The 13940-nt window shown below is 63.3% G+C and carries 11 protein-coding genes; 5 read left to right on the forward strand and 6 right to left on the reverse strand.

Annotated elements, in window-relative coordinates:
• On the reverse strand, positions 1 to 1267 hold a 1267-nt coding region (locus F6X59_RS00690), incomplete at its 3' end, for a retention module-containing protein (protein ID WP_152953934.1).
• Between the two features lie 466 nt (positions 1268 to 1733).
• Here F6X59_RS00690 and F6X59_RS00695 point away from each other — a divergent pair.
• From F6X59_RS00695 to F6X59_RS00705, 3 genes are all read left to right on the forward strand, one after another.
• Entirely contained in the window at positions 1734 to 3107 is a 1374-nt protein-coding gene (locus F6X59_RS00695; protein WP_152953935.1) for a TolC family outer membrane protein, read from the forward strand.
• A gap of 75 nt (positions 3108 to 3182) precedes the next feature.
• Positions 3183 to 5318 (forward strand): type I secretion system permease/ATPase, encoded by a 2136-nt coding sequence (locus F6X59_RS00700; protein ID WP_152954067.1) that lies wholly within the window; start codon positions 3183 to 3185, stop codon positions 5316 to 5318.
• A gap of 9 nt (positions 5319 to 5327) precedes the next feature.
• On the forward strand, positions 5328 to 6680 hold the full coding sequence (locus tag F6X59_RS00705) for an HlyD family type I secretion periplasmic adaptor subunit (RefSeq protein WP_256668984.1): 1353 nt from the start codon (positions 5328 to 5330) through the stop codon (positions 6678 to 6680).
• 45 nt (positions 6681 to 6725) lie between these two features.
• On the opposite strand, the gene F6X59_RS00710 is transcribed toward F6X59_RS00705, so the two are convergent.
• The 3 genes from F6X59_RS00710 to F6X59_RS00720 all read right to left on the reverse strand — a co-directional run bounded on the left by F6X59_RS00710 (position 6726) and on the right by F6X59_RS00720 (position 9989).
• Positions 6726 to 7325 (reverse strand): tRNA-uridine aminocarboxypropyltransferase, encoded by a 600-nt coding sequence (locus tag F6X59_RS00710; RefSeq protein ID WP_152953936.1) that lies wholly within the window; start codon positions 7323 to 7325, stop codon positions 6726 to 6728.
• 71 nt (positions 7326 to 7396) lie between these two features.
• Positions 7397 to 8962, reverse strand: coding sequence for a PAS domain-containing methyl-accepting chemotaxis protein (locus F6X59_RS00715; protein ID WP_152953937.1), 1566 nt, complete (start codon positions 8960 to 8962; stop codon positions 7397 to 7399).
• 133 nt (positions 8963 to 9095) lie between these two features.
• Positions 9096 to 9989, reverse strand: a complete 894-nt coding sequence (locus F6X59_RS00720) for a LysR family transcriptional regulator (RefSeq protein ID WP_152953938.1) — start codon at positions 9987 to 9989, stop codon at positions 9096 to 9098.
• Between the two features lie 225 nt (positions 9990 to 10214).
• On the opposite strand from F6X59_RS00720, the gene speB reads away from it, so the two are divergent.
• Positions 10215 to 11165 carry an agmatinase gene (gene speB, locus F6X59_RS00725; RefSeq protein WP_008090804.1) on the forward strand — a complete coding sequence of 317 codons (951 nt, stop codon included), beginning with the start codon at positions 10215 to 10217 and terminating at the stop codon, positions 11163 to 11165.
• 132 nt (positions 11166 to 11297) lie between these two features.
• A complete protein-coding gene (locus F6X59_RS00730) occupies positions 11298 to 12677 on the forward strand; it encodes a sodium:solute symporter (RefSeq protein ID WP_152953940.1) in 1380 nt (459 codons plus the stop codon).
• A 64-nt stretch (positions 12678 to 12741) separates the two neighbouring features.
• Here the strand turns inward: F6X59_RS00730 and F6X59_RS28795 are convergent, their stop codons facing one another.
• Both F6X59_RS28795 and F6X59_RS00735 read right to left on the reverse strand, forming a co-directional pair.
• Positions 12742 to 12870, reverse strand: a complete 129-nt coding sequence (locus tag F6X59_RS28795) for a PA1414 family protein (RefSeq protein WP_256215799.1) — start codon at positions 12868 to 12870, stop codon at positions 12742 to 12744.
• A 124-nt stretch (positions 12871 to 12994) separates the two neighbouring features.
• Positions 12995 to 13888, reverse strand: coding sequence for a LysR family transcriptional regulator (locus F6X59_RS00735; RefSeq protein ID WP_152953941.1), 894 nt, complete (start codon positions 13886 to 13888; stop codon positions 12995 to 12997).
• Positions 13889 to 13940: the final 52 nt, after the last annotated feature.

A 13940-nucleotide genomic window follows, 5' to 3' on the forward strand; every position in this document is an offset into this window, starting at 1 on the left:
TGAAGTTCTCCACACCATTGCCGCCACCGCCCAGGTTCTTGAAGTCCGGGGCGTTGGGGTTGAGCGTGTAGGTGTAGGAACCGTCCGCGGCGAGAACCAGTGTGCCGTAGGTGCCGGTATAGGTACCGGCGATTACCGGGCCGCCTGCCACGCGGTCAGCGCCCTGGATATCGTTGGTCAGCACATTCCCGGTCAGCTCGACTTGTTGCTCGGTCGCCTTGACCACGTTGTCATCATCGAACGCCTGCGGCGCATCATCATGGATGATCACATCCAGCAAGCCCTGGGCGACATCACCGTTACTGTCACTGACCAGGACCGGCAGGTGCTCGGTCAGCGACTTGGCCCCATCGTTCTCGATATGTTGCCCGGATGCCGTGAGCGTGTAGGTGTAACTCACCTCGCCCGTGCTCGGGTTGTAGCCGGTAATCGTCAGGATATTGCCCAGCCCGGTGGTGATCGACTGGCCAACGCCGGTCACCACACCGCCCGTCACCACGTTGATGCCACCAACACTAAGGTTGAACACGCCATCCTGAGCCACCACGGTAAAGCTGCCCTGCCGGGTCAGCGCCGCCGCATCACTGGCAGACCCCAGTGGCAGATTCGCCTCGTTCAGGTTCAGTTCACCCGGGGCGATATCCAGGCCCAGCAACGTGACTGGATGATTTTCGTCTACCGTCGGGATGGACGGTTCTGTAGGTACCGTGCCGCCGTCACCACCGACAGGCCGACCGTTGAGCGAACTGCCATTGCTGGGGTCAAGGCCGCCCACTTCGCGGTTGGCAAGTTCGGGAAAGCCATTGAAGCCTGCCGTCGGGAAGCCCACCACGGGATCGACACGGGCGCCGACTTCATCGAGCATGACGAAACTGTGGCCACCTCCCAGTGCCCCGGATGCGCTCGGGCTGCCTGACCCGGCGGCGGTCGCCTCAGCGCTCTGGGTCGGGTCGTCGCCCGCGGCAATCGCCTGCTGGATACGCTCCACATCACTCAATTGCGCGTCGCTCGGCGCTACGTCGTGGCCCGGCGCATGGGGGGCCCGGTTGGCGAGCAGGTCCGGCGTCATCTCCAGGCTGCTGTCACGGCCCAGGGTCAACTCGGCACCGTTCTGCAGGCGTACCGCCACAGCCCCTGCAGCACCCGTTTCCAGTTGCTCGCCAGCGAACAGGCGATCGCCTTCGATCAGAGGGCGCCGACTACCATCGCTGGCGACTGCGAATACCTGGCCAATTACCTTGCTGACCACACCGACTAACTTAGCCATGAGCGAACACCTCCCCTTACTGATCGGCTACATCAGCCAATGACATTGCGCAGGCAGGTGTGGGCATGGAGTCCGAAAAATCTCAACGGCGAGAATCGTTCTCTCAGGCACTACTTTGGCGATAGTAATAATGTAAATTGGCCATCAAAAGCTGCCAATTTTTTGTCGCCAATACTGCTTTCACCTATCCGTTCCGCGTCCTTAGCTGTAAAAAACCTGGAACTTGCTGAAGTGCTTGTACGTCGCGCCTTGCAACGGTTCGCGAATTCACTTGAATGAAACAATGTCTTGCTTTGCATAGACCGCATAAGTTTTTTTTCGCATAGGTGTTATGAAAAAATCTTCTTAGCTCGCGCGTTAAATGTTCTTAGCTCTGTTGTTACAAACATGAAACGGTTTGAACTATAAAAATCGTCATTTTATTGGCGAAAAGCAGGATTTTTTTGTGACCAGGGAGAAGTAGCCCATGCGCGTTCTAACCCCCCTCGCCAGCGCAATGCTGGTGGCCATGGCATGCACGAACGTCGAAGCAATGTCCCTCAACGAAGCCATCCAGAGTGCCGTGGATTACCACCCGCAGATCAGCTCGAACCGCAACAGCAAGCTTTCGGCCGATGAGGATGTCAAATTCGCCCGTGGCGGCTACTACCCGACCGTGGATCTGGTGGCAGGTTATGGCCGCCAGCGCTCTGACAACCTCAACACCCGCAGTCTCAACCCGAACGGCACGACCAACCACAACAAGGAAACCCTGAACTACACACAGTCGGAACTGCGCCTGCGGCAGATGATCTTCGACGGTTTCAACACCGCCAACGAAGTGGGCCGCACCGAGGCAGTTGCGACTTCTCGGGCCTACTACACCCAGGCCGTTGCCCAGGACGTGGCCTTGCGTACCGTCGAGGTGTATCTGGAGGTACTCAAGCGTCGAGAGTTGGTAGACCTGGCCAAGAACAACCTGCAGGCACACTTGCGCGTCAACGACCAGATCGGCCTGCGCAGCGAGCGCGGCGTAGGCAGCACTGCCGACCTCGACCAGTCCCGCGCCCGTCGCGCCCTGGCAGAAAACAATCTGGACACCGCCGAAGTCGACCTCGCCGATGCCGAAGCCAACTTCTACAGCGTGGTCGGCCGCGTGCCAGACGAACTGGAAGGCCCACGGTCGATCAAGGTGGAAATACCCGCCACGCTCGACCAGGCACGCGAAGGCATGCGCCAGAACAACCCGTACCTCAAGTCGGCCCAGGCCGACGTCAATGCCGCCGAACAGCAGTACGAAGTGGCCAAGTCGCCGTTCTACCCACGCCTGGACGCGGTGCTGGCCACCGGCGCCAACAACAACATCGGCGGCGAGCAGGGCCATGCCAACAATGACTGGCAGGCGGGCGTCGAGCTCAGTTACAACCTGTTCCGTGGCGGCAGCGACAAAGCCCGGCTGCAATCCGACGCGCACAAGATCAACCAGGCCCTGGACATCCGCAACAATGCACTGCGCGAGCTGACCGAAAACCTCAGCCTGTCCTGGAACGCCATGAACAACGCCCGCAAGCAAACCCCGACCGCACGTGAATACGCCGAGACCACCCAGCGTGTGCGCGCCGCCTATCAGGATCAGTTCGGCCTGGGCCAGCGCACCCTGCTCGACGTGCTCGACAGCGAAAACGAGCTGTACAACGCCAACCGTCGCTACACCGAAGTGCGTTACACCGAAGAGTTTTCGATGTACCGGGTGCTGGCGACCATGGGGGAACTGCTGAGCAAGCAACGCATTTCACTCCCACCAGAGGCTATCGCCAACAACGAGGTCCGGACCGAAGCCAGATTGCCCGAGATGCGCTGAGCGTCGCACGCACTGGCACGGATCGCCTGCACAGCAACCCATCCACCCTGGCGGGAGTAGGCCATCGTGACCAGTATGCAAAGTGCGCAACCGCGCCCGGATGTCGATGACCCACTGCTTGATGGCCTGCTGATCCTGTGCCGGCTGCACGGCCGCCCGGCCAGCCGCGCCAGCCTGTGCAGCGGCCTGCCATTGGCCCAGCAACGCCTGGGCATGGCCTTGCTGCCGCGGGCTGCAGCGCGTGCCGGCCTGCAAGCACGGGTGCTGGCACGGGCGCTGGATGACATTTCGGCGCTCAACCTGCCCGTGCTGCTGTTGCTCGACAATGGCCGCAGCGCGGTGTTGCAACGCTGGGGCGATGACGGCCGTGCGCTGATCCTGCCCTGCGAAGCTGAAGGCGGCGAGCAATGGGTCGAGCGTGAAGCGCTGCAACAGGCCTACAGTGGCCAAGCCCTGTTCGCCCGCCCCCGGCATACCCTCGAAGACGTGCGTTCACCGCTGCTGCCGCGGGTCAACTCCTGGTTCCGCGACACCCTGCGCCATTCCCGCTGGTTGTATGGCGATGCCCTGCTGGCCAGCCTGCTGATCAACCTGCTCGGCCTGATGGTGCCGCTGTTCGTCATGCAGACCTACGACCGCGTGGTGCCCAACCAGGCACTGTCGACCTTGTGGGTGCTGGTCGCCGGCCTGTTCCTGGGCACCGCTTTCGAGCTGGTGCTGCGCATGGTCCGCGCCCACTTGCTGGACCAGGCCGGCAAGAAGACCGACCTGATCCTCTCCGCCACCCTGTTCGAGCGCATCACCGGCATGGCCATGAAGGCCAAGCCCGCCACCATCGGTGGTTTCGCCCAGAGCATCCATGACTTCCAGGGCCTGCGCGAATTTCTCACCGCCGTCACCCTGACCAGCATCATCGACCTGCCCTTCGTGGCCCTGATGCTGCTGGTAATCGGCCTGCTCGGTGGCTGGCTGGTACTGATTCCGCTGATTGCCTTCCCGCTGGCGGTGGGCTTTGCCCTGATCATCCAGGCCCGTCTGCGCGACACCGTGCAGAAAAGCCTGAGCCTCGGCGCCATGCGTCAGGCCCTGCTGATCGAAACCCTGGGCGGCCTGGAAACCCTCAAGGCCTGCGGCGCCGAAAGCGAACGCCAGTACCAGTGGGAGCACACCAACGCCGCCATCGCCCGCCTCGACGCCCACGCCCGCAACCTGGCGTCACTGGCCAGCAACGGCACGCTGTTCATCCAGCAGTTCTGCGGCATGGCCACCATCGTCGCCGGGGTGTACAGCATCATCGCCGGCAACCTCAGCGTCGGTGCCCTGGTCGCCAGCTACATGCTCGGCAGCCGGGTGCTTGCCCCGCTCGGCCAGATCGCCGGGCTGATCACCCGCTACCAACAGGCGCAGCTGACCATGCGCAGTACCGATGCACTGATGGCCCTGCCCCAGGAACGTCAACTCGACCAGCAGGCCCTTGAGCACACCACGCTCAAAGGTGGCCTGGCGCTGAGCCACATCACGTTCCGTTACCCGGGGCAAGTCAGCCCGGCATTGCACGATGTGAACCTGGCCATCACCCCCGGCGAGCGCATCGGCATCATCGGCCGCAGCGGCTCGGGCAAAAGCACCCTCGGGCGCCTGCTGATGGGCTTCCATCACCCCGACGAAGGCCAGGTGCTGCTGGACAACCTCGACCTGCGCCAGCTGGACATCGCCGACCTGCGCAGCCAGATCGGCTACGTGGCCCACGACCTGCCGCTGCTGGCCGGCAGCCTGCGCGACAACCTGACCCTCGGCGCGCGCCACATCAGCGATGCACGCATGCTCGAAGTGGCCGAACTGACCGGCGTCAGCGAACTGGCCCGGCAACACCCCAACGGTTTCGACCGCCCGGTGGGCGAGCGCGGCCAACTGCTCTCCGGCGGCCAGCGCCAGGCTGTACTGCTGGCTCGCGCGCTACTGCTGGAACCACCGATCCTGATCCTCGACGAACCGACCAGCCACATGGACAACAGCAGCGAAGAACAACTGCGCCAGCGCCTGCTGGCCTGGGTGCCGGGCAAGACTGTGCTGCTGGTCACCCACCGCACCTCGATGCTCAGCCTGGTGGACCGCCTGGTGGTGCTGGACAACGGCAAGATCGTCGCCGACGGGCCGAAGGATGCGGTGGTCGACGCCTTGCGCAAGGGCCGTATCGGCTCGGCCCTGTAGGAGCTCCCTATGCCTCTCATGCAAAGCGTACGCAGCAGCCATGGCACCGACAAACGGGCCGAACGTGACTACATGCCGGAACTGGCCGGCGCTACCTTGCAGGATTCGCCACGCCTGTCGCGCCTGACCGTGTGGCTGGCTGCGGCACTGCTGCTGGTGGCCCTGGTCTGGGCCAGCCTGGCGGTGCTCGACGAAGTGACGGTCGGCGAAGGCAAGGCGATCCCGTCGAGCAAGGTGCAGGTGGTGCAGAACCTCGAAGGCGGGATCGTCACCGAGATCTTCGTGCGCGAAGGGCAGATGGTCGAGAAAGGCGCCACGTTGCTGCGCCTGGACGACACCCGGTTCAAGTCCAACAAAGGCGAAAGCGAGGCTGACCGTTATGCCCTGACCGCCCAGGTCGAACGCCTCTCGGCAGAAGCCGAAGGCCGCCCGTTCGTGCTCTCGGACGAAGTACGCGCCAAGGCGCCCCAGGTCGCCGAAGACGAGATCGCCCTGTACAGCTCGCGCCAACGGCGCCTGGCCAGCGAAAAGCAGACCCTCAACGAACAGCTGCGGCAGAAGAACCAGGAGCTGGCCGAGTTCCGTTCCAAAGTCGATCAGTACCGTTCGGCCGTGGCACTGCTGCAGCAGGAGACGGACATGTCGGCGCCGCTGGTGAGTAAAGGTGCCATCTCCCCGGTAGAGATCCTGCGCCTCAAGCAACGCACCGTGGAGGCCCGCGGCCAGCTCAATGCCACCAGCCTGGCGATTCCCCGCGCCGAAGCGGCGATCGCCGAGATCAAGAGCAAGATCGAGGAGTCTGACGCCAGTTTCCGCTCGGACGCTGCCAAGGAGCTGAACGACAAGCGCACCGAGCTCTCCAAGATCACCGCCACCAGCATCGCCATCGACGACCGGGTCAACCGCACTACCGTGGTGTCGCCAGTGCGCGGCATCGTCAAGCTGCTGAAGGTCAACACCATCGGTGGCGTTGTGCAGCCGGGCAGTGACCTGGTGGAAATCGTGCCAATCGAGGACAACCTGTTGATCGAGGCCAAGGTGCGCCCGCAGGACGTAGCCTTCCTACACCCGGGGCAACCGGCGATGGTCAAGTTCAGTGCCTATGACTACACCATCTACGGCGGGCTCAAGGCCAAGCTGGAGCTGATCAGCGCCGACACCGTCACCGATGACAAGGGCAATGCGTTCTATCTGATCCAGGTGAGAACCGAGAAGAACCACCTCGGTGGGGACAACAAGCCGTTGCTGATCATCCCTGGGATGGTAGCCACGGTAGACATCATCACCGGGCAGAAGAGCGTGCTGGATTATCTGCTCAAACCAGTGCTCAAGGCGCGAACTGAGGCGCTGCGGGAAAGGTGATTGGTTTGGATTGCGTTTGGGTTGCCAGGTGCATGTCGGGGGATTTCACAGGCTCCCATGATTGCGCTCGAACACATCAGCCCCCATCGCCTTGATCTGCCCTTCGATCAGTGCTTCGAAGGGCCGTAACAGGTCATCGAAATTCACTGGCGACTCCAACTCATTCAACGCCTGCACCACCGCCTCAATGGTCGACACCGCCCCCGGCTCCGGCGCCTTGCGCAGGCGGTAGCGAGATGGCGCCACTTCGGCCAAGGTCACCCGTGGCAGCGCGTCGAGCAGCGGATTCATGTACAGCAACTTGCGTGCCTTGCGCCAGGTGCCGTCGGGGACGATCAGCATCAATGGCCCGTCGTCCGTTTCGCCGTAGGCTGTCAGCGCTTGCGCCTGCTCACCCGGGAACAGCAGCACAGGCCGGTAGCCGGGGGTCGCCAACAGTTCGGCAAGGTCAGCGAACACCTCCCCGACCCGCAGTTCGGCATTCACCAGGCCCAGGGCGGCCAGGCGGGCGGTATTCAGGGCGTGGGCGGTTTCACTGGGGTGCTGCAGCAGCACCACACGGGTGCGGCTGTCGAGGCTGGGGATCAGCGGGCAGAGGCAATGGTCGAGCGGGCGCTGGCAGCGTTCGCAGCGGGGTCTGGGCATGGGGTTCTCCGTTGGCGGAGGGATTTTGCCACAGGCTGGACATTTGGGCCCGCTTTGCGGGCCCAAGGGCCTCAGCGGTTGAACCGCTCGGCCAGGCTATGCAGGTACTCGGCCATGCGCTCCAGGTCCTGACTGATCTCGGCCCCTTGCTTGGCCTGCCCCGCCGACTGGTCGCACAGCTGGGCAATGCGCACGATCTGCTGGTTGATGTCCTCGGCCACATGGCTCTGCTGCTCCGACGCCGTGGCCATCTGCTGGCTCATGCCGGTAATGCGGGTGACCGCCTGGGCAATCCCGGCCAGCGCCGTCTGCACGGCCTCGACACTCTGCACGCTGTCCCGCGAGATCTGCTCGCCGCGGCTGGCGGTGCTCACCGCCCGTTCGGCGCCGGCACGCAGCGAGGCGATGATCTGATGGATCTCGTCGGTGGAGGAACGTGTGCGCTGAGCCAGCGAACGTACCTCGTCGGCGACCACGGCAAAGCCCCTGCCCTGCTCGCCGGCGCGTGCCGCTTCGATCGCGGCGTTGAGCGCCAGCAGGTTGGTCTGCTCGGCAATCGAGGTGATCACGTCGACCACACTGCCGATCGACTGGGTCTGCTCGGCCAGGGCATTGACCGCCTGGCCGATGTCGCTGACCGCCTCGTTCATGCTGCCCATGGCCTTCAGGCTCTGCTGCGCAAGCTCGCTGCCGCGCTGGGCCAGTTGGTCGGCGTCACCTGCGGCATGAGCCGTGCTTTGCACGTTGTGGGTGACCTCCTGGATGGTCGCGGCCATCTGCGCGATGGCCGTGGCCGACTGGTCGGTCTCGCTGCGCTGGCGGTCGAGCATCTGCGCCTGGGCATCGGACAGGTCGGCCGATTGCGCGGCGCGAGACTTTACTCCAACGCCGGCATCCACCAGGCGGGTAAGCGCGGTTTGCAAGCGCGCTTCTTCACTGATGATGGCGAGGTCGAGCTGGCCCATCAGGCCAGGGTTATCACTGTAGGTCAGGGCCACCAGGGGGCTGGTGAACGCCTTCGGGTGTTCAGCAAGCGTGCGACGGATCGGTTGGTCTTGCTGACGTTCGATCAGGTACCAGGCCACCAGCAAGCTGGTCATCAGCACACCCAGCGCCAGATAAGGTGGCAGCCAGAGGTAGCCGGCCGCCGACAGCAGGCCAGCGCCGATCAATGGCCCGCCGCCGGCCAGGCCGCGCCCGAACCGGGCAGCCCAGGGCGTCGGCGACTTGCCTGCGCGCAGCCGTGCGTACAGGGCTTCGGCACGGCGGATCTGCTCGCGGGTCGGTACCGAGCGCACCGACTCGTAGCCACTGATGCGGCCGTTCTCGTAGATCGCCGTGACATAGGCGCTGACCCAATAGTGATCGCCGTTCTTGGCGCGGTTCTTGACCACTCCCATCCAGGGTTTGCCTTGCTTGATGGTCTCCCACATATGGCCGAATACGGCGGGGGGCATGTCTGGGTGACGCACCAGGTTGTGCGTCTGGCCGACCAGTTCGTCGTAGGTAAAACCGCTGATCGCGACAAAAGCGTCGTTGCAGTAGGTGATGCGACTATCGAGGTCCGTGGTGGAGATCAGGCGCTGCTCGCGGGTAAAAGTTCTTTCGTGCTCAGTGACGGGCAAGTTCATGCGCATCTTGAACGGTCCTTCGAAGAGGGATATGAGGGGGCAGCGCAACTAAATATCTAGCAGAGCGTGGGGAGGTTAGCGGCTAATTTGAAATATTATTTAGGACATTCAGTCGGATTGTCCTACGAAATCTCACCCTTCAACCGACATTCAATTGGCTCTTGAGCAGATCCCGGAATGTTTGAATCAGCGGCTCACGACTACGCCCCCTGCGCACGATCAGCGAGAATGGCGCCTGATACCCGAAAGTGGCCGGCGATAGCACTCTGAGGTCGCCCTTGTCGACCCATGCCTGGGCGTAGTGCTCGGGCAGGTAGCCAATGTAGGCGCCCGAGAGAATCAGGATCAGTTGCGCCTCCATGCTTTCCACCGTCGCCGCACTGTGCTTGAAGCCGTGCCTGGCCAGTTCGGCCTGGCTCCAGTAGCCACGCCCCACCATGCGTTGCTGGGTCACCACCTGCTCGGGGATGCGCCGCTCGGCGAACAGCGAGTGGCGGCTGCTGCAATAAAGCCAATGCTGTTCGCGGTAAAGCGGCAGATAAAGCAAGCCACTCATGCGCGAGGAAAACGCACCAATGGCCAGGTCCAGACGGTTGTCCTGCACCCCAAGCTGCAGCTCGTAGGGGCTGGACACCGACAGGTGCAGGTGCACCGCCGGGTGTTCCTGGCTGTAGGCCCCGATGGCCTCGGCCAAGGGCAGCGCCTGATCGCCTACGGTGGAGTCGATCACCCCCAGGTTGAGGGTGCCGCGCAGCTCGCCCTTGAGCGCTGCGGCGTACTGTTCGAAACCGTCCAGCTCGGCCAGCAGGCGCAGCGTCTCCTGATGGAACAGCTCGCCCTTGCTGGTCAGGCTGAAGCCGCCACGGCCACGGTGGCACAACACGATACCCAAGGCGCCTTCGAGCTGGCTCATGTAGGTACTGATGGCCGAGGTCGACAGGTTGAGCTCGCGCTGGGCATTGGCGAACCCCTGGTGGCGCACCACGCTGACGAAGATGCGCAGCAGTTTCAGGTCGGGCAAGGTCGAGGCCATGGTGCAACGGTTCCGCAGGGGTATTTGCGCGCAGTCTAACCGCTCCTGCGCGCGTTAGTTCAGAAATTCCTGAAGTAAGTATTTGCCGGTAGCGATTCTTCCCACGCACTACCTTGCGCAGACTTGGCCGAAATGGCCCTGCCCGCCGGCATATCCAAACCTGAACGGCATGCGGCGGCCCAGGTTCGAACAAACAAAACAATCGACCGACTGATGAGGCCCACCGTGGACAAAGTTCTCCACCAACCACTGGGCGGCAACGAAATGCCGCGTTTCGGCGGCATCGCCACCATGCTCCGTCTCCCCCACCTGCAAAGCGCCCAAGGCCTTGACGCCGCGTTCATCGGCGTGCCGCTGGACATCGGTACCTCGCTGCGTTCCGGCACCCGTTTCGGCCCGCGGCAGATCCGCGCCGAATCGGTGATGATCCGCCCGTACAACATGGCCACCGGTGCCGCGCCGTTCGACTCGCTGTCGGTGGCCGACATCGGTGACGTGGCCATCAACACTTTCAACCTGCTCGACGCCGTGCGCATCATCGAAGAAGCCTACGACGAGATCGTCGAGCACAACGTCATCCCGATGACCCTGGGGGGCGACCACACCATCACCCTGCCGATCCTGCGCGCCCTGCACAAGAAGCACGGCAAGATCGGCCTGGTGCACATCGACGCCCACGCCGACGTCAACGACCACATGTTCGGCGAGAAGATCGCCCACGGCACCACCTTCCGCCGCGCCGTGGAAGAAGGCCTGCTCGATTGCGACCGCGTGGTGCAGATCGGCCTGCGCGCCCAGGGCTACACCGCCGACGACTTCAACTGGAGCCGCCGCCAGGGCTTTCGCGTGGTGCAGGCCGAAGAATGCTGGCACAAGTCGCTGGAACCACTGATGGCCGAAGTGCGCGAAAAAGTCGGCGGTGGCCCGGTGTACCTGTCGTTCGACATCGACGGCATCGACCCGGCCTGGGCCCCAGGCACCGGCACCCCGGAAATCGGCGGCTTGACCACCATCCAGGCGATGGAGATCATTCGCGGCTGCCACGGCCTGGACCTGATCGGCTGTGACCTGGTCGAAGTCTCCCCGCCTTACGACACCACCGGCAACACCTCGCTGCTTGGCGCCAACCTGCTGTTCGAGATGCTCTGCGTGCTGCCAGGCGTCGTGCGTCGCTGACACCGCTGTACCCCGGCAGGAGCCATGAGGGAGGGCCATAGAGGCCCGCCAACACAAGACAAGACCGCCGGGCGCCGTGAACACGCCTGCGCGGTCGATCTCGCCATAATAAAGATAATCGGGAGACCCCCAATGGCCTTGGACATCATTGTTGTAATGATCTATACCGCCGGCATGCTCGGGCTGGGCTGGTATGGCATGCGGCGCGCAAAAACCCACGAAGACTACCTCGTGGCCGGGCGCAACCTCGGCCCGACCCTGTACATGGGCACCATGGCCACCACCGTGCTCGGCGGCGCCTCCACCGTCGGTACCGTGCGCCTGGGTTATGTACATGGCATTTCCGGCTTCTGGCTGTGTGCGGCCCTGGGCCTGGGCATCATCGCCCTCAACCTGTTCCTCGCCAAACCGCTGCTGCGCCTGAAGATCTTCACCGTCACCCAGGTGCTGGAGCGCCGCTACAACCCCATGGCCCGCCAAGCCAGCGCGGCGATCATGCTGGCCTATGCGCTGATGATCGGCGTCACCTCGACCCTGGCCATGGCAACCGTGCTGCAAGTGCTGCTCGACCTGCCCTTCTGGGCGTCGCTGCTGCTCGGCGGCGGTGTGGTGGTGATCTACTCGACCATTGGTGGCATGTGGTCGCTGACCCTCACCGACATCGTCCAGTTCGTGATCAAGACCGTTGGCCTGATGTTCATCCTGCTGCCCATCTGCCTGTACAAGGCCGGTGGCTGGGATACCCTGGTGGCCAAGTTGCCGGCGGCCAGCTTCAGCTGGACCACCATCGGCTGGGACACCATCATCACCTACTTCCTGATCTACTTCTTCGGCATCCTGATCGGCCAGGACATCTGGCAGCGGGTATTCACTGCCCGTGACGAGAAGGTCTGCCAGCGCGCCGGCACCACCGCAGGCGTGTACTGCGTGCTGTACGGCCTGGCGTGCGCCCTGATCGGCATGTCCGCCCATGTGCTGATGCCGGACCTGGCCAACCCGAACAATGCCTTTGCCGAGATGATCAAAGGCCAGCTGCCCGAAGGCATTCGTGGCCTGCTGATGGCGGCAGCCCTGGCGGCCATGATGTCGACTGCCAGTGCCGGCCTGCTGGCAGCCTCGACCACCCTGACCGAAGACCTGCTGCCCAAGCTGCGTGGCGGCAAGCAGTCGAGCCTGGGCGTCAGCCGCCTGTTCACCCTGATCACCGGCCTGGTGGTGCTGGGCATCGCCATGGCGGTGAACGATGTGATCAGCGCCCTGACCCTGGCTTACAACCTGCTGGTCGGCGGCATGCTGATCCCGCTGATCGGTGCGATCTTCTGGAAGCGTGCAACCACCGCAGGCGCCATCGCCAGCATGTCGCTGGGCTTTGCCACTGCACTGTTCTTCATGTTCAAGGACGGGCTGGATGCCAACACGCCGATCTACTACAGCCTGGCGGTTGGCCTGGTGAGCTTCGTGCTGGTGAGCGTGCTGTCGCGCAAGCCGGTGGGTGAAGTGAAGCTGGCCTGATCAGGGCGAAACCGCAGAAACAAAGAGGCCGCAGCATCTGACAGATGCTGCGGCCTTTTGCATTTCAGCGACGACGCGGCTGGCGCTTGCGCTGCTCTTCATCAGTCGGGATCGGCACCGGCTGCAAGGGTGGTGGAATCAGCCCCAAAGCGACGGCCAGGTCGTGGAGCCAGTTGAACATTTGGTTTTTCATAATGCCCCCTTGACGGGTCAGCCTCACGGCAATTCAATCCTGCGATGTTTCATACAGATCATAGTCCGATGTCCTGTACTACGCATGCTCTTGTTCCTACAGATATGGGCTAGTTTGACGCGGATCAAGCGGAAACGGCGCATTCCGACGACTGGTTAATCGTTTCGCTTTGTTGCAGGTCGATCCAGGCCTGCAAATTCGCCCCGCACATGCCCTGGCGCCACATCAACCAGGTTTGCGCGTGATCGAATGGCGACTGCAGCCGATGGGCGCGAACCCGATCACGCCCGGGCAGGCTGTCGAGCATCGATTGCGCCATCAAGGCCACCCCCGCCCCAGCGATCACACAGGCCAGCATGCTCTGGTACGACTCGATTTCCATCACCCGGCCCATCGGCGTGTGGTCATGGGCATACCAGGCCTCCAGCCGCATCCGGTAGGAACAGCCCTGGCGGAAAGTGAACACTGCCTTGCCCGCCACGTCCTTGGCACTGCGCACCCGCGGGTGTTCCGGGCTGGTAATCAGTACCAGCACTTCATCGCACAGCGGCACACCATCCAGCCCGGCCAGGCTTGGCGGGCCGTCCACCAGTGCCGCATCCAGACGATGGCTGAGCAGGCCTTCAAGCAGGTCGCCGCTTGGAGCGGCCTGTACCTGCAGGTTCACCGCCGGGTATTGCTGGTGGTAGCGCGCCAACAGCGCCGGCAAGTGGATGGCGGCAGTGCTGTACATGGTGCCCAGCACGAACTCGCCGGCCGGCTGGCCGCCTTGCACTGCCGCAACGGCTTCATCACGCAGCGCCGCCAGGCGGTTGGCGTAATCCAGCAGCACCTTGCCGGCGGGCGACAGCTGCAGGCGCTGGCGTTCACGCAGGAACAGCTCCACCCCCAATTGCTCTTCGAGCTGGCGCAGGCGCGTCGACAGGTTCGACGGCACCCGGTGCAGGCGCTCGGCGGCGCGGGTTACCGAACCTTCCTCGGCCACGGCCTGGAAGATGCGCAGTTGGCTGAACTCCATGACATTCTCCAAAACAGAACAACTTGATCATCATTATTCAATTTTATTGAAA

The sequence above is a fragment of the Pseudomonas sp. MN1F genome, from assembly GCF_009391885.1.
Lineage (GTDB): Bacteria > Pseudomonadota > Gammaproteobacteria > Pseudomonadales > Pseudomonadaceae > Aquipseudomonas.

Bases quoted from the DNA above. Each gene is read 5' to 3' on its own strand.
- F6X59_RS00735 (WP_152953941.1), bottom strand. From the start codon at position 13,888: ATGGAGTTCAGCCAACTGCGCATCTTCCAGGCCGTGGCCGAGGAAGGT.
- F6X59_RS00705 (WP_256668984.1), top strand. From the start codon at position 5,328: ATGCCTCTCATGCAAAGCGTACGCAGCAGCCATGGCACCGACAAACGG.
- F6X59_RS00720 (WP_152953938.1), bottom strand. From the start codon at position 9,989: ATGGCCTCGACCTTGCCCGACCTGAAACTGCTGCGCATCTTCGTCAGC.
- F6X59_RS28795 (WP_256215799.1), bottom strand. From the start codon at position 12,870: ATGAAAAACCAAATGTTCAACTGGCTCCACGACCTGGCCGTCGCTTTG.
- F6X59_RS00700 (WP_152954067.1), top strand. From the start codon at position 3,183: ATGCAAAGTGCGCAACCGCGCCCGGATGTCGATGACCCACTGCTTGAT.
- F6X59_RS00710 (WP_152953936.1), bottom strand. From the start codon at position 7,325: ATGCCCAGACCCCGCTGCGAACGCTGCCAGCGCCCGCTCGACCATTGC.
- F6X59_RS00730 (WP_152953940.1), top strand. From the start codon at position 11,298: ATGGCCTTGGACATCATTGTTGTAATGATCTATACCGCCGGCATGCTC.
- F6X59_RS00695 (WP_152953935.1), top strand. From the start codon at position 1,734: ATGCGCGTTCTAACCCCCCTCGCCAGCGCAATGCTGGTGGCCATGGCA.
- F6X59_RS00715 (WP_152953937.1), bottom strand. From the start codon at position 8,962: ATGCGCATGAACTTGCCCGTCACTGAGCACGAAAGAACTTTTACCCGC.